The sequence below is a fragment of the Thalassospira marina genome, from assembly GCF_002844375.1.
Classification (GTDB): Bacteria; Pseudomonadota; Alphaproteobacteria; order Rhodospirillales; family Thalassospiraceae; genus Thalassospira; species Thalassospira marina.
Genome location: NZ_CP024199.1, coordinates 2,247,941 through 2,262,667 on the forward strand (window position 1 = coordinate 2,247,941; position 14,727 = coordinate 2,262,667).

The following is a 14,727-nucleotide window of genomic DNA, read 5'->3' on the forward strand; positions in this document are numbered from 1 at the left end:
GTTAACCCATCTTCCAGATTGTATAAGACACCAAGGCCGCAATGCCGATCAGCATGGCAAACGCATAGTGGTAGACGAAGCCGCTCTGCAGGGTGCTGATACGACGTGCAATGTTACGGCAGGCAGCAGCAACACCGTCCGGACCAACACCGTCGATCAGGGCGCCGTCGCCAGCTTTCCAGAAACCGCGACCCAGCGCAAAAGCCGGCTTCACGAAAATGGCATCGTAAAGTTCGTCGAAATACCATTTGTTGAGCAGGAAGCGGTAAACACCGTTGAAGGTGTTGGCAATCGTGCGCGGCAGCGACGGAACCAGACGATACATCAGAACAGCAAGTGCCAGACCAAGCATCATGGCAACAAACGGTGCCATTTTGACCCAACCCGGGACATGGTGCGAATGTTCAAGTGCCTGGTGGTTTTCAGCAACAAAGATCGCGCCATTCCAGAAGGACAGCATTTCTTCGTAATTGCCACCAAACCAGTTCACGGCAAACCAGCCCGCAAAGACAGCACCAACAGCCAGGATCAGCAGCGGAACCGTCATGACAGCCGGGCTTTCATGAACGTGCGCCATGGTCCGTTCATCGGCGCGCGGTGCACCGAAGAAGGTCATGAAAATCAGGCGCCAGCTATAGAACGAGGTCATGAAGGCCGCGATGATGCCCATCCAGAAGGCATAAGTGCCAACGCTGGTATGTGCCGCAAACGCGCTTTCAATGATCATGTCCTTGGAATAGTAGCCCGCAAGGCCCGGAACCCCGGTAATCGCCAGCGTACCAATGATCATGACACCAAAGGTCAGCGGAACCATTTTCCAGATACCGCCCATCTTGCGCATATCCTGTTCATCGGACATGGCGTGGATGACGGAACCGGCACTCAGGAACAGCAGTGCCTTGAAAAAGCCGTGCGTCATGAGGTGGAAAACACCAGCACTATAAGCAGACACGCCGCAGGCAAAGAACATGTAACCAAGCTGCGAGCAGGTCGAATAGGCAATCACGCGTTTGATGTCGTTCTGCACGCAACCGATGGTCGCGGCAAAAAACGCCGTGGTCGCACCAACAACCGTGACAATCGCAAGGGTGGTTTCGGCATATTCAAAGATCGGCGATAGACGCGCAACCATGAAGACACCGGCCGTCACCATGGTTGCCGCGTGGATAAGTGCGGAAACCGGTGTCGGACCTTCCATCGCATCTGGCAGCCAGGTATGCAGGCCAAGCTGGGCCGACTTACCCATCGCGCCGATGAACAGCAGGAAGGTGGCGATATTCAGTGCAGAGAATTCATGACCAAGGAAAACCAGGGTCGAACCCGAGATTTCTTCGGCGTTGGAGAATATCGTGTCGAACTGGACGGTACCGAACAGCACATAGACAGCAAAGATACCCAGCGCGAAACCAAAGTCACCCACACGGTTGACGATGAACGCCTTCATCGCGGCAGCAGAAGCCGACGGCTTTGAATACCAGAAACCGATCAGAAGGTAGGACGCAAGGCCCACGCCTTCCCAGCCGAAGAACAGCTGAATCAGGTTGTCTGCGGTAATAAGCATCAGCATCGCAAAGGTAAACAGCGACAGATAAGCCATGAAACGGGGCTTATCGGGATCGTGCGACATGTAACCGATGGAATAGATGTGAACCATCGACGAAACGCCGGTAACCACAATCAGCATCACACAGGTCAGCGTATCGAAACGCAGCGACCAGTTAGCGGTGAAATCACCCGAGCTGATCCAGGTAAACAGGTCCAGCGTCACGGCATTGCCATTCAGCGCGACATCGATAAATGCCGCAACCGAAAGGGCCGCTGCAGTCACAACACCGGCAACCGTTACCAGCTGTGCCAGACGGTCAGTGGTGGAAACCCCGTGATGGTGATCATCATGATGATGGGCCGCAGGTGCATTGGCGGTCTTCATTGCCCCGAACAGGGTAATGAGGCCGGCAATGGTCGCCGCGATAAGGGGCAGGAAAACGATCAGAGCGTACATATCTGTGCCTTACCCCTTCATCATGTTGATGTCTTCAACCGCGATGGTGCCGCGGTTACGGAAATAAACCACCAGGATCGCAAGGCCGATCGCCGCTTCAGCAGCCGCAACAGTCAGCACGAAAATGGTGAAAACCTGGCCGACCAGATCGCCCAGGAAGGACGAAAAGGCGACAAAATTGATGTTGACTGCCAGCAGCATCAGTTCGATCGACATCATGATGATGATGACGTTTTTCCGGTTCATGAAGATACCGAAAATCCCAAGGGTAAACAGGATGGCGGCGACAGTCAGGTAATGAGCAAGTCCGATTTCCATCAGATCCCCCTACCGACCGGTACTTTTTTGATTTCAAGGGTCTCGGCGCGCTGGCGCTGGACCTGCTGGGAAATATTCTGGCGACGTACACCTTCACGATGGCGCAGGGTCAGGACGATTGCACCAATCATGGCGGTCAGCAACACCAGACCTGCTGCCTCGAAGATATAGGCATAGTCGGTGTAAAGAAGCATGCCCAGTGCATTGATATTGTTCATATCAGCCGGAACCGGCTGGGCGATCGCCGCCATCTTGGCATCGGTCATTACCCAACCGCCACCAACAAAGGCCAGCTCAACGAACAATACGGCAGCAACCAGAACACCGATCGGCAGATAGCTCAAAAAGCCTTCACGCATTTCGACAAAGTTAATGTCGAGCATCATGACGACGAACATGAACAGAACCGCGATCGCGCCGACATAAACGACGACCAGAAGCATGGCGAGAAATTCAGCACCAAGCAGAACAAAAAGCCCTGCGGCGTTGAAGAATGTCAAAATAAGAAACAACACCGAATGAACCGGGTTGCGTACAGTTACCACCATTGCGGCAGAAATAACTGCGATAATGGCAAACAGATAGAAAGCCAAAGCCTGTACGACCATAAGGTACCCCCTTGGCGAAACGCCCCCGCACTGGCGGAAGGCGATCCATGAACTTTATCCAAACGATCAGACGCGACACTTACCGATAAGGTGCGTCTGCCTCCAATCGTGCAGCAAGCTCGGCTTCCCAACGCTCGCCATTTTCAAGAAGCTTGTCTTTATCGTAAAGAAGCTCCTCGCGGTTTTCGGTTGCGAACTCGAAGTTCGGACCTTCGACGATGGCATCCACCGGGCAGGCTTCTTCACAGAAACCGCAATAGATGCATTTCGTCATATCGATATCGTAGCGCGTTGTGCGGCGCGAACCGTCAAGACGCGGCTCTACCTCGATGGTAATGGCCTGCGCCGGGCAGATCGCTTCGCACAGCTTGCATGCGATGCAGCGCTCTTCCCCGTTCGGGTAACGGCGCAGCGCATGTTCGCCACGGAAACGTGGGCTGAGCGGACCTTTTTCATACGGGTAATTCAGCGTCACCTTCGGCTTGAACATATATTTGAAGGTGAGCGCCATACCGGAAAGCAGTTCCACCAGCAGGAAACTCCGGGCCGTCCGATCTATAAATGACATCGTTTACCTCTCTCTTCCCGATGCTCGGCGATCAGGCCGGGATTTTGTCGAAAACAACCAGGAACGTGGCAACCAGCATGACCCAGGCGAAGGACAGCGGAAGGAAAACCTTCCAGCCCAGACGCATCAGCTGGTCATAGCGGTAACGCGGGAAAGTGGCACGTACCCAGAGGAAAATGAACAGAACCATGCAAATCTTGATGATGAACCACAGCGGACCAGGAATGAAATCCAGTAACGGCAGCGGTGCCTGCCAGCCACCCAGGAACAGGGTAGCGCAAAGGCCGCTCATCAAAATCATGTTGGCGTATTCACCAAGGAAGAACAGCGCGAAGGTCATTGCCGAATAATCGACGTTATAACCCGACACAAGCTCGGCTTCCGCTTCCGGAAGGTCAAACGGCGCGCGGTTCGTTTCTGCCAGGATCGAGACAATGAAGATCACGAACATCGGCAGGTGGTAAATGAAGTTCCAGTTCCAGATGCCGCCCGACTGCGCGTGAACAATGTCCGTCAGGTTCAGCGACCCGGTGGTCAGCAGAACGGAAATAATGATCAGACCGATCGAAATTTCATAGGACACCATCTGTGCTGCAGAACGCAGCGCGCCAAGGAAGGCGTATTTGGAGTTGGACGACCAGCCCGCCATCACGATGCCGTAAACACCAAGCGATGAAATGGCGAACAGGTAAAGAATGCCAACATTAAGGTTGGAAACAACCAGCCCTTCGCCAAACGGGATAACAGCCCAGGCAACAAGTGCGAGAATGAAGGTCAACATCGGGGCGATCAGAAAGACCACCTTGTTGGCGCTGGTCGGAATGACCGTTTCCTTCAAAAACAGCTTCAGGCCGTCTGCCAGCGGCTGCAACAGGCCAAAAGGCCCAACGACGTTCGGGCCTTTGCGCATTTGCATGGCGCCAATCACCTTGCGCTCGGCATAGGTGAGATAGGCAACAGCAATCAGCAAGGGAAGCACGATCGCCAGGATTTTAGCGACGATCCAAATTCCTGGCTGAATATATCCGTCCCAAAGAAGTTCCATCGGTCAAACCGTATCTTTTGCGTTTGGTCCCATCATCGGGACACCCCCTAGCGAGAGAAGGCGACGGTTCCCCGCCGCCTGTTTCCCGAACTCAGGCAACCTTCCCGGTAGCCGCATCCTTGACGAAGGCTTCTGTACATTTTGCCATCGTCACCGATGCCCGGCTGATCGGGTCGGTCATGTAAAAATTGCGAACCGGCGAAGCAAAGCCTTCCGACTTCATGACACCAGCCTTGCCAAATTCGCCCCATGCCGCTTTACGCGTTACATTAACCGAACCGAACACATCGTTGATTTCAACCATGCGGGTACGAACCGATTCAATGTTATCGTAAGGCAGGGTCAGGCCAAGGCTTGCCGACAGCGCGCGGATGATCTTCCAGTCTTCACGGGCATCCCCAACCGGGAAAACGGCGCGCCAGCCATACTGAACGCGGCCTTCCGTGTTAACGTAGATGCCGTTCTTTTCGGTGTATGCCGCACCGGGCAGAATAACATCTGCAACCTGTGCACCGGCATCACCAAGGCAACCCTGGTAAATCACAAAGGCTTTGGCGAGCTTGGACATGTCGAGTTCATCTGCACCCAGCAGATAAACAACTTCAACATCGCCCTTTGCTGCACCGTCAAGAATGTCTGCAGTTGCCAGACCGCCCTCGCCCGGCACAAAGCCAAGGTCAAGGCCACCAACACGGGCAGCAGCGGTATGCAGAACGTTGAAACCGTTCCATTCACCAGCAACCAGACCGTATTTGTCAGCAATCGCACGCGCGGTTGCCAGAACAGCTTCGCCGTCTTCACGGTTCAGCGCACCCATGCCAAGAATGATCATCGGCTTGGCCGCAGCTTCAAGAACCTTGGAGAAATCGTTTTTGCCATCAAGGATATCGGCAAGGGTTTCCGAACCGGCACCAAGATAATCGTGCTTGAAGGTCGGATCCCAGTTTTCACCAATAATGCCCAGACGGAAATCACCGGCAGTCATACGCCAGCGCTTGCGCAGGCGGGAATTAATGATCGGTGCTTCGGCGCGAATATTTGCACCAACAACCAGGCAGGCATCAGTTTCTTCGATACCGGCAATGGTGCTGTTGAAAATATAGGAAGAACGCGGACCACCAAGCTTGGAACCATCCTGGCGGCAATCAAGGTTGGCAGATCCCAGCTTGCCCATCAGGTCTTTTAGGGCAGTCATGGATTCGCAATCAACGGTATCACCGGCAAGGGCGGCAATTTTCTTGCCATCCAGCCCCGAAACCTTCGCCTTGATCGCGGCAAATGCTTCGTCCCAGCTTGCCGGGGCCAGTTTGCCATTCACGCGAACATACGGACGGTCCAGACGCTGACGTTTCAGACCATCAATGGCGTAACGGGTTTTGTCCGAAATCCACTCTTCGTTGATGTCTTCGTTCAGGCGCGGCAGAACACGCAGAACTTCCGAACCACGGGCGTCGATACGAATGTTGGAGCCAACGGCATCCATCACATCGACGCTATCGGTCTTTTTCAATTCCCACGGGCGCGCCGTAAATGCATAGGGCTTGGAGGTCAGTGCGCCAACCGGGCACAGATCAACAAGGTTACCCGACATTTCGGAATTGATGCTGGCTTCGATATACGGTCCGACCTCGGTGTCTTCACCGCGGTAAACAGCGCCCATCGTGCCAACACCGGCAACTTCCTCGGAGAAACGAACGCAACGGGTGCAATGGATGCAACGGGTCATGATCGTTTTAACGATCGGGCCCAGTTCCTTGTCCTTCACCGCACGCTTCTTTTCGGCATAACGCGACGCGTCAAAACCATAGGCCATGGCCTGGTCCTGAAGGTCACATTCACCGCCCTGGTCACAAATCGGGCAATCCAGCGGGTGGTTGATCAGCAGGAATTCCATCACGCCATTGCGTGCCTTTTTAACAAGGTCGGAATCCGTTTTGATGACCATCCCGTCGGCTGCCGGCATGGCGCAGGATGCGACCGGCTTCGGCGCGCGCTCCATTTCCACCAGGCACATGCGGCAGTTACCGGCGATAGACAGACGCTCGTGATAACAGAAACGGGGAATTTCCTTACCCGCTTCTTCACAGGCCTGAAGAACTGTCGCTCCGGCTTCTACTTCGACTTCGATACCGTCAACTGTCAGTTTCGGCATGTCTCAATCCCTCTCAACAGGCCTCTCTCAGGCCGCGATCCGTGCGCGATATTCCTTGATCCGGCGTTCCATTTCGGGACGGAAATTGCGGATCAAACCCTGGATCGGCCATGCGGCGGCGTCACCAAGCGCACAAATGGTGTGGCCTTCGACCTGTTTGGTCACGTCCCACAAAAGGTCGATTTCATCAAGTGTGGCCTCGCCGCGAACCATGCGCTGCATCATGCGCATCATCCAGCCCGTACCTTCACGGCAAGGGGTGCACTGACCACAGCTTTCATGTTTGTAGAACTCGGAAAGGCGGGCAATCGCGTAGACAATGTCAGTCGACTTGTCCATCACGATAACCGCAGCAGTACCAAGCCCCGACCCGACTTCGCGAAGCGCGTCGAAATCCATCAGGACATCGTCACACACTTCCTTGGTCAGAACCGGAACCGAAGAACCGCCGGGAATAACAGCAAGAAGGTTGTCCCAGCCACCACGGACACCACCACAATGGCGTTCGATCAGCTCACGCAGCGGAATGCTCATGGCTTCTTCGACGGTGCAGGGCTTCTCGACATGGCCGGAAATGGCAAACAGCTTGGTGCCGTGGTTTTTTTCACGACCAAAGCTGGAGAACCAAGCGCCGCCACGACGCAGAATTTCGGGAACAGCTGCGATCGATTCAACGTTGTTAACCGTTGTCGGGCAGCCATACAGACCGGCATTGGCCGGGAATGGCGGCTTCAGGCGCGGCTGGCCTTTTTTGCCTTCAAGGCTTTCGATCAGCGCTGTTTCTTCGCCACAAATATAGGCACCGGCACCAAGATGCAGATAAAGATCGAAATCCCAGCCGGAACCACAGGCATTTTTGCCAATCAGGCCAGCTTCATAGGCTTCGTCAATCGCACGCTGCAGGTTCGACGCTTCGTGATAAAATTCTCCACGAATATAGATATAGGCAGCATGGGCACGCATGGCGAAGCTTGCCAGCAGGCAGCCTTCAACCAAAGTGTGCGGATCATTGCGCATGATCTCGCGGTCTTTGCAGGTACCCGGTTCGCCTTCGTCGGCATTCACAACCAGGTAATGCGGACGACCGTCCGATTCCTTGGGCATGAAGGACCATTTCAGACCGGTCGGGAAGCCAGCGCCGCCACGGCCGCGCATGCCCGATGCCTTCATTTCGTCAATGATCCAGTCCTGACCCTTTTCGATCAGAGCCTTGGTACCATCCCAGTTACCACGTGCCTGCGCGGCTTTCAGGCCGAAATCCTGAAAACCGTACAGGTTGGTAAAGATGCGATCCTTGTCTTGCAGCATATCAGGCTTCCCCGTCTTTGGGTTCAGCAGCCTGATCCGCAGCACCACAGCCACAGAATGCTTTCAGAACCTTGGGACCATCAATCGGCTCACAACCACGACGACCACTCTGCGGGCCGGTTTTGGGTGCTTCACCGCGCTTGAGCATGTCGATAATATTCTTCGTGCTGTCGCTGGTCAGATCTTCGTAAAAATCGTCGTTAATCTGCATCATCGGTGCGTTAACACACGCCCCAAGGCATTCAACTTCGATCAGGGTGAACTTGCCATCTTCGGTGGTTTCACCAATGCCGATGCCCAGTTCTTCCTTACAGGTTTTCACGATGTCCGAAGACCCGCGCAGCCAGCAAGGCGTGGTGGTGCAAACCTGGATGAAATTTTTACCAACCGGCGCCAGGTTATACATGGTGTAGAAGGTCGCAACTTCATAGACCCGGATCGCCGGCATTTCGAGCATGTCGGCGATATAGTCCATGGCAACGGTCGGCACCCAGTTCCCTTCGGTCTGGCGCTGTGCCAGGTCCAGAAGCGGCATGGTCGCGCTCTGCTGACGGCCTTCCGGGTACTTCGCGATGATCTTTTTCGCTTTTTCCTGGTTTTCGGGCGTGAAAGCAAAGCTGGTGGGCTGAAGCTCGCGCGGAGCTGGTCTTCTTAAATGGCTCATCGGTCAATCTCACCGAAAACAATGTCAAGCGAACCGATATTGGCAACAACGTCTGCCAACATGTGACCCTTCGACATGAAATCCATGCCTTGCAGGTGAGCAAATCCAGGGGCGCGAATCTTGCAGCGATACGGACGGTTCGAGCCATCCGACACCAGGAATACGCCAAACTCACCTTTGGGGGCTTCAACTGCAGCATAGCATTCGCCAGCCGGCACGTGAAAACCTTCGGTAAACAGCTTGAAGTGATGAATCAGGGCTTCCATCGAACGCTTCATGTCGGAGCGTGCCGGCGGAGCCACCTTGTTATTCTGAACGATGACCGGGCCATCAGGCATTTTGTCGATAACCTGGCGCATGATGCGCAGCGACTGGTTCATTTCTTCAAAACGAACCAGATAGCGGTCATAGACATCGCCAAACTTGCCAACCGGAATGTCAAAGTCGAAATCTTCGTACGAATCGTAAGGCTGCGATTTACGCAAATCCCATGCGATACCCGATGCGCGGATATTCGGCCCCGTAAAGCCCCAGTCAAAGGCTTCTTCGGCGGTGACTTCACCAATTCCAACAGCACGCTGTTTGAAAATACGGTTACCAGTCAGAACGCGGTCAAAGTCTTTCAGGAAGTTCGGGAACTGATCAACCCAGGCCGAGATGTCTTCGAGAAGACCTGCTGGCAGGTCAGCCGCAACACCGCCCGGGCGGAAATAGTTGGCGTGAAGACGGGCGCCACAGGCGCGCTCATAGAATTCCATGAGCTTTTCGCGTTCTTCAAAGCCCCAAAGAAGCGGCGTCATAGCCCCGACGTCCAGAGCAAAGGTCGTCAGGTTGAGGATGTGGTTCAGGATACGGCCGATTTCGGCATACAGAACACGGATGTACTGTGCGCGTTTCGGAACTTCGACACCCATCAGCTTTTCAATCGCCAGGCAGAAGGCATGCTCCTGGTTCATTGGCGCGACATAGTCGAGGCGGTCGAAATACGGGGTTGCCTGAACGTAGTTTTTATACTCGATCAGCTTTTCGGTGCCGCGATGCAACAGACCGATATGCGGATCGGCACGTTCAACGACCTCGCCGTCCATTTCAAGAACAAGACGCAAAACTCCGTGCGCCGCAGGGTGCTGCGGGCCGAAGTTAAGGGTCATATTTTTAATTTTCTGCTCGGACATCAGGCGTTGCCCTCCGCCTTTTCGTCACCCGGAAGAATGTTTTGCATTCCTTCCCACGGGCTTTCGAAATCAAAGTTACGGAAATCCTGAACCAGTTTGACCGGCTCGTAGACGACGCGCTTGCGTTCATCGTCATAGCGAACTTCGACATAACCGGTCAGCGGGAAATCCTTGCGCAGCGGATGGCCTTCAAAACCATAGTCGGTCAGAATACGGCGGGGATCCGGATGATCAGCAAAGAAGACACCATACATGTCCCAGGTTTCACGCTCGAACCAGCCAGCAGCGCTGAAAACGCCAACGGCGGTCGGAACCGGCGTTTCCTCGTCGGTCGTGACCTTCACGCGGATACGCAGGTTATGCTTGAGCGACAGCAGGTGATAGACGACTTCAAAACGCTCCGCGCGTTCCGGATAGTCAACACCACAAACATCGATAAGCTGCTTGAAAAGACATCCCGCATCATCGCGCAGGAATGTCAGGACATTGGTGATAGATTCGCGTTTGACGACAACGGTCAATTCGCCATAGCGGTACACAGTATCAATAACATCGGCGCCAAAATGCGACTTCAGAAGATCGCGAAGATCTTGCAGCGCTGCGCTGTTATCGCTGAGCAATTCGCTCATGCTAGCCCCCTACTCTCGGATCAGCGTGACAGGACACCGGTACGGCGGATTTTCTTCTGCAACTGCAGAATACCGTAAATCAGCGCCTCGGCTGTCGGCGGGCAACCGGGGACATAGATGTCAACCGGAACAACACGGTCACAACCGCGCACCACCGAATAGGAATAGTGATAATACCCGCCGCCATTGGCGCACGAGCCCATGGAAATAACCCAGCGCGGCTCGGCCATCTGGTCGTAAACCTTGCGAAGGGCCGGTGCCATTTTGTTGGTCAGGGTCCCTGCAACAATCATGACGTCCGACTGACGCGGGCTGGGGCGGAAGACAACACCGTAACGGTCCATGTCATAACGCGCCGCAGCGGCATGCATCATTTCAACAGCACAGCAGGCCAGACCAAAGGTCATCGGCCACATTGAACCAGTGCTGGCCCAGGTCGCAAGTTTGTCAAGGCTGGCAAGGACAAAGCCCTTGTCATTCATCTCGTCAAACACGCCCTTAAGCAGCATATCCTGGTCGTGACCAGGAGCCAAAGGGGCGCCTGTATTGGTGCTCACTCCCATTCCAGAGCTCCCTTCTTCCATTCATAGACAAAGCCGATTGTCAGCACTGCCAGGAAAACAACCATCGACAGGAAGCCGAATGTTCCGATCTTGCCGAGTGTCACGGCCCACGGAAACAGGAAGGCAACTTCCAGATCGAAGATGATGAACAAGATTGCGACCAGGTAGAAGCGAACATCGAACTTGATGCGTGCATCTTCGAATGGCGAAAAGCCGCACTCATATGCAGACAGCTTTTCAGCATCCGGGGCCTGCTTGGCCAGAACCAGCGAAGCGATGATGATAACCGCCGACAGACCGACGGCAATCCCGATGAAAATCAGGATCGGAAGATATTCCGAAAGAAGCTCTTGCATCTCTCTGACCTCTCAAGAACAGGTCTAACCAGAACCCGACCAGGTCCCCACCTAGCCCATAAGGGCGCACCATAACGTATGCGCCACACAAGTACCAGCCCTGGAGATGTGTTTCCACCTCGCCAAGCCTGGAACTTATCTAAACTTTTTTGCCTTCTGCGGTCAATTTCAGGTCAGCAGAACGTCGCGAACGCATTCCATATTGTTGCGAAGCAGCAAAAGGAGCACGGGCAGGAAAGACGCAGCGCCCAAGAAAGAATACAGTAGATGGTCGTAATGGCGGGAGCGACGGGACTTGAACCCGCGGCCTCCGGCGTGACAGGCCGGCGCTCTAACCAACTGAGCTACGCCCCCAAAACGGCCATCCATCGGCGTGCTCTTGTTAGACCAGCACCCTTGCTAAGTCAAGCTGATAGCATCGCTTTCAACCGCGTCGTGATTTCGCCCGCGCGAGATCACCCCTAGCGGAAATTTGAGCCCATTTTTTGCGATCGCGCACCGCTTATGTCAAATTGTCTGGCGGTGCGGTATGCTAGGGGTCTTTTCATGTACGTACTTAAGCCTTATAGATTTATTGACTGTTCGTAACGCATCCTTCACGAGAATGCGTTATCATGAACCGGATCTGGAATTGCTGACGGAGTGGGCTTTACGTGGGGCGCGTTAAAGAAGAATACCGGTCGCTTTCTGGACAGGAAAAAGCGGCCATCCTGATGCTGGCACTTGGGGAAGAGCATGCCTCCAAGATGTTTGCATTGATGGATGATGAAGAAATCAAAGAAATCTCGCAAACGATGTCCAGTCTTGGAACGATCAGTTCCAACATCGTCGAGCGCCTTTTTGTCGAATTTGCCGATCAGCTTTCGTCAACCGGGTCGCTTGTCGGTTCGTTCGATACGACCGAACGCCTGCTGACCAAGGTTCTGCCCGAAGACCGTGTTAACAATATCATGGAAGAAATCCGTGGTCCGGCCGGTCGCACCATGTGGGACAAGCTGAACAACGTGAACGAAGCCGTTCTGGCAAATTATCTGAAAAACGAATATCCCCAGACAGTTGGCGTGGTTCTTTCAAAGCTGAAATCAACGCACTCTGCCGCTGTTCTGTCACTGTTGCCGGAAAACTTCTCGATGGAAGTCATCATGCGTATGCTGCGCATGGAGGCCGTCCAGAAAGAGGTTCTTGATAATATCGAAAAAACGCTCCGCACAGAGTTCATGTCGAACCTTGCGCGCGGGTCGCGTGGCGATAACCACGAACTGATGGCCGATATTTTCAACAGCCTTGACCGGCAAAGCCAGGATCGCTTCCTGACCGCCCTTGAAGAACGTAACCGCGACTCTGCCGAAAAGATCAAGGCATTGATGTTCACCTTTGAAGATCTTGCCCGCCTTGACAATAACGGTGTCCAGTCGCTGCTGCGCCAGGTCGAGAAAGACAAACTTGCCCTTGCGCTCAAGGGTTCCACCGATGCGATGCGCGAACTTTTCTTCAAAAACATGTCCGAACGTGCCGGCAAGATGATGCGCGAAGACATGGATGCCCTTGGCCCGGTTCGCCTGGCCGATGTCGAAGAATGCCAGATGATGATCGTGCAGCTCGCCAAGGAACTGGCCTCTCAGGGGCAGATCGTTATTTCCGAAGGTGGTGGCGAAGACGAAATGGTCTATTAAGCCCAACAACTTCCTCCGAATCACAAAGCCCCGCCAGCATCAAACTGGTGGGGCTTTTGTTTTGGCCTGTATGTTTTCACAGAAGGGCAACGCCACGCCCCTGCGACTCTTATCCCAGGATCAAAATCAGCGCCGGTTCACCCAATTTGCTGATCGTCCAGTTTAGAGTCGTTTCATCATCAACCGTATTGCGGCTTGCCGCATTCTCGCGTCGGACATGAACGGTTGTTTTAACCGTGATGGTGCCATCAGGCACATATCCCATGGCTTGCAGCGTATCGAGATACTGCTCCGGCACGCTGCCGCCGCGAATTTCGACGGTTCGGCTGTCCTCGTGATACATCATTTGCAGGATTCGCGAATTACGTCGCACGAAGTTGAATGTCTTTTCCGCTAGGATATTTCCCTTGCGATCATAGCTGACATTGAAAACGCCGCGCCCGGCATATGTCGACGGACCAAAAGCCGGGTCCCGCTCCAGATCATTCAGAATTTTGGCAGCACGTTGCTTTTCATCCGCTGGCGTTACATTGCCATCAAGCAGATCCTTGGCAAGCGTGGCATGCCGCAACTGCCCTTTATAGGTAAAATGATAATCGCCATTGCGTGCCAGCGTTAAATCCGCCTTGAAGCGTTCTGGCAGATAACAGCCCTGCAACGCCATCAACAACACTAGAAGCATTCCAGCAACGCCTGAACGGCGCCAGACGCCCTGCCCCGCTCCAAAAGCAAGAACACGGCGTAGCAGCAAACGAACAGGCGCAGGCATAGATACGAACATCACCAGATCCAGGCTTTGATATCGACAATTAAACACCGGTCAATGATCGCAGACCGATAGATCAATCACCAGCCGAATTATCAATCGCGTCGTAAGGGAATTGGGATATCGCTGCCGGCTGTGTTGGTGCAGTGACAGCCTGAGGCTGATCAACAAGCCGTTGATTGGACAAAAGAAAAAGGCGTCCCGATCAGGACGCCTTTTTCATGGTGGGTGATGAGAGATTCGAACTCCCGACCCTCTCGGTGTAAACGAGATGCTCTAACCAGCTGAGCTAATCACCCTTTTTTATGTGCCCCGTTTTGCGGAAGCGAGCGGAACATAACATGCTTTTTTTTAAATGCAATGCCGGTGACGCTGTCACCGGCATTTTTTTTTAAAAAAGATGGTCAACCTTAGTTGACGGCATCCTTAAGGCCTTTGCCAGCCTTGAATTTCGGCTGCTTAGAAGCCGGAATATCGATTTCTTCGCCGGTACGCGGATTGCGACCTTTAGAAGCTGCACGCGCAGCAACGGCAAAGGTACCGAAACCAACCAGACGAACTTCGTCGCCGGATTTCAGAGAATCGGTAATAGAATCGAATACAGCATCAACGGCTTTGGCAGCGTCTGCTTTAGACAGATCAGCTTTCGCGGCGACACTTCCAACGAGATCGTTTTTATTCACTTCCTGGCCCCCTTATTGGACGTTCGGAGTTATAAGGAAATTTGGTTTGCCCCAAACCTGTTACAGGCGCAATGTAAGCAGGTCACGAACATGGCGTCAATCGGAGAGACGCAGTTTTCTGCCGTTTTTGCGGTTTTTTTGTCGTTTTTTCGCCTTTACAGCCCCTGCCCTTTTGGCCTTGACCGATTCCGGCACAAGTTATCCACAAAAAAACAGG

15 protein-coding genes and 2 tRNA genes are annotated in these 14,727 nt (G+C 53.9%); 1 reads left to right on the forward strand and 16 read right to left on the reverse strand.

Going from position 1 to position 14,727, the window contains the following annotated elements; genetic code table 11:
• Position 1: 1 nt before the first annotated feature.
• The 13 genes from nuoL to CSC3H3_RS10345 all read right to left on the reverse strand — a co-directional run bounded on the left by nuoL (position 2) and on the right by CSC3H3_RS10345 (position 11,742).
• A complete protein-coding gene (nuoL, locus tag CSC3H3_RS10285; protein ID WP_101271536.1) occupies positions 2–2,002 on the reverse strand; it encodes an NADH-quinone oxidoreductase subunit L in 2,001 nt (666 codons plus the stop codon).
• Positions 2,003–2,011: 9 nt separating this feature from the next.
• Positions 2,012–2,320 carry an NADH-quinone oxidoreductase subunit NuoK gene (gene nuoK, locus CSC3H3_RS10290; RefSeq protein ID WP_022732390.1) on the reverse strand — a complete coding sequence of 103 codons (309 nt, stop codon included), beginning with the start codon at positions 2,318–2,320 and terminating at the stop codon, positions 2,012–2,014.
• Positions 2,320–2,928 (reverse strand): NADH-quinone oxidoreductase subunit J, encoded by a 609-nt coding sequence (locus tag CSC3H3_RS10295; protein WP_101271538.1) that lies wholly within the window; start codon positions 2,926–2,928, stop codon positions 2,320–2,322. The genes nuoK and CSC3H3_RS10295 overlap by 1 nt, the downstream gene beginning before the upstream one ends.
• A gap of 79 nt (positions 2,929–3,007) precedes the next feature.
• Complete coding sequence (gene nuoI / locus CSC3H3_RS10300) at positions 3,008–3,496, reverse strand: NADH-quinone oxidoreductase subunit NuoI (RefSeq protein WP_073954581.1); 489 nt, start codon at positions 3,494–3,496, stop codon at positions 3,008–3,010.
• A gap of 31 nt (positions 3,497–3,527) precedes the next feature.
• The gene (nuoH, locus tag CSC3H3_RS10305) at positions 3,528–4,541 is read right to left on the reverse strand and encodes an NADH-quinone oxidoreductase subunit NuoH (RefSeq protein ID WP_101284763.1); all 1,014 of its coding nucleotides are present in this window, start codon (positions 4,539–4,541) and stop codon (positions 3,528–3,530) included.
• 91 nt (positions 4,542–4,632) lie between these two features.
• Positions 4,633–6,693 carry an NADH-quinone oxidoreductase subunit NuoG gene (nuoG, locus tag CSC3H3_RS10310; RefSeq protein ID WP_101284764.1) on the reverse strand — a complete coding sequence of 687 codons (2,061 nt, stop codon included), beginning with the start codon at positions 6,691–6,693 and terminating at the stop codon, positions 4,633–4,635.
• A gap of 27 nt (positions 6,694–6,720) precedes the next feature.
• The gene (gene nuoF / locus CSC3H3_RS10315; protein WP_101271544.1) at positions 6,721–8,001 is read right to left on the reverse strand and encodes an NADH-quinone oxidoreductase subunit NuoF; all 1,281 of its coding nucleotides are present in this window, start codon (positions 7,999–8,001) and stop codon (positions 6,721–6,723) included.
• 1 nt (position 8,002) lies between these two features.
• Complete coding sequence (nuoE, locus tag CSC3H3_RS10320; RefSeq protein WP_101271546.1) at positions 8,003–8,665, reverse strand: NADH-quinone oxidoreductase subunit NuoE; 663 nt, start codon at positions 8,663–8,665, stop codon at positions 8,003–8,005.
• Positions 8,662–9,840, reverse strand: coding sequence for an NADH-quinone oxidoreductase subunit D (locus CSC3H3_RS10325; RefSeq protein WP_101271548.1), 1,179 nt, complete (start codon positions 9,838–9,840; stop codon positions 8,662–8,664). Before CSC3H3_RS10325 ends, nuoE begins: the two co-directional genes overlap by 4 nt.
• Positions 9,840–10,469, reverse strand: a complete 630-nt coding sequence (locus CSC3H3_RS10330) for an NADH-quinone oxidoreductase subunit C (RefSeq protein ID WP_101271550.1) — start codon at positions 10,467–10,469, stop codon at positions 9,840–9,842. Before CSC3H3_RS10330 ends, CSC3H3_RS10325 begins: the two co-directional genes overlap by 1 nt.
• 20 nt (positions 10,470–10,489) lie before the next feature.
• Positions 10,490–11,032, reverse strand: coding sequence for a NuoB/complex I 20 kDa subunit family protein (locus CSC3H3_RS10335; RefSeq protein ID WP_101271551.1), 543 nt, complete (start codon positions 11,030–11,032; stop codon positions 10,490–10,492).
• Entirely contained in the window at positions 11,023–11,388 is a 366-nt protein-coding gene (locus CSC3H3_RS10340; RefSeq protein WP_085583345.1) for an NADH-quinone oxidoreductase subunit A, read from the reverse strand. Before CSC3H3_RS10340 ends, CSC3H3_RS10335 begins: the two co-directional genes overlap by 10 nt.
• Before the next feature lie 277 nt (positions 11,389–11,665).
• Positions 11,666–11,742, reverse strand: a tRNA-Asp gene (locus tag CSC3H3_RS10345).
• A gap of 299 nt (positions 11,743–12,041) precedes the next feature.
• Between CSC3H3_RS10345 and fliG the strand changes: the two genes are divergently transcribed.
• A complete protein-coding gene (gene fliG / locus CSC3H3_RS10350; RefSeq protein ID WP_085583347.1) occupies positions 12,042–13,061 on the forward strand; it encodes a flagellar motor switch protein FliG in 1,020 nt (339 codons plus the stop codon).
• A gap of 109 nt (positions 13,062–13,170) precedes the next feature.
• Here fliG and CSC3H3_RS10355 read toward each other — a convergent pair whose 3' ends face one another.
• From CSC3H3_RS10355 to CSC3H3_RS10365, 3 genes are all read right to left on the reverse strand, one after another.
• Positions 13,171–13,743 carry a hypothetical protein gene (locus CSC3H3_RS10355; protein WP_157831877.1) on the reverse strand — a complete coding sequence of 191 codons (573 nt, stop codon included), beginning with the start codon at positions 13,741–13,743 and terminating at the stop codon, positions 13,171–13,173.
• Positions 13,744–14,049: 306 nt separating this feature from the next.
• A tRNA-Val gene (locus CSC3H3_RS10360) sits at positions 14,050–14,126 on the reverse strand.
• A gap of 111 nt (positions 14,127–14,237) precedes the next feature.
• Positions 14,238–14,510: an HU family DNA-binding protein gene (locus tag CSC3H3_RS10365; RefSeq protein WP_008891813.1), complete on the reverse strand. Its 273-nt coding sequence runs from the start codon at positions 14,508–14,510 to the stop codon at positions 14,238–14,240.
• Positions 14,511–14,727 lie beyond the last annotated feature (217 nt).

Bases quoted from the DNA above. Each gene is read 5' to 3' on its own strand.
- nuoE (WP_101271546.1), bottom strand. From the start codon at position 8,665: ATGAGCCATTTAAGAAGACCAGCTCCGCGCGAGCTTCAGCCCACCAGC.
- nuoG (WP_101284764.1), bottom strand. From the start codon at position 6,693: ATGCCGAAACTGACAGTTGACGGTATCGAAGTCGAAGTAGAAGCCGGA.
- nuoH (WP_101284763.1), bottom strand. From the start codon at position 4,541: ATGGAACTTCTTTGGGACGGATATATTCAGCCAGGAATTTGGATCGTC.
- CSC3H3_RS10340 (WP_085583345.1), bottom strand. From the start codon at position 11,388: ATGCAAGAGCTTCTTTCGGAATATCTTCCGATCCTGATTTTCATCGGG.
- CSC3H3_RS10355 (WP_157831877.1), bottom strand. From the start codon at position 13,743: ATGCTTCTAGTGTTGTTGATGGCGTTGCAGGGCTGTTATCTGCCAGAA.
- nuoF (WP_101271544.1), bottom strand. From the start codon at position 8,001: ATGCTGCAAGACAAGGATCGCATCTTTACCAACCTGTACGGTTTTCAG.
- CSC3H3_RS10295 (WP_101271538.1), bottom strand. From the start codon at position 2,928: ATGGTCGTACAGGCTTTGGCTTTCTATCTGTTTGCCATTATCGCAGTT.
- nuoI (WP_073954581.1), bottom strand. From the start codon at position 3,496: ATGTCATTTATAGATCGGACGGCCCGGAGTTTCCTGCTGGTGGAACTG.
- CSC3H3_RS10330 (WP_101271550.1), bottom strand. From the start codon at position 10,469: ATGAGCGAATTGCTCAGCGATAACAGCGCAGCGCTGCAAGATCTTCGC.
- nuoL (WP_101271536.1), bottom strand. From the start codon at position 2,002: ATGTACGCTCTGATCGTTTTCCTGCCCCTTATCGCGGCGACCATTGCC.
- CSC3H3_RS10325 (WP_101271548.1), bottom strand. From the start codon at position 9,840: ATGTCCGAGCAGAAAATTAAAAATATGACCCTTAACTTCGGCCCGCAG.
- CSC3H3_RS10335 (WP_101271551.1), bottom strand. From the start codon at position 11,032: ATGGGAGTGAGCACCAATACAGGCGCCCCTTTGGCTCCTGGTCACGAC.
- nuoK (WP_022732390.1), bottom strand. From the start codon at position 2,320: ATGGAAATCGGACTTGCTCATTACCTGACTGTCGCCGCCATCCTGTTT.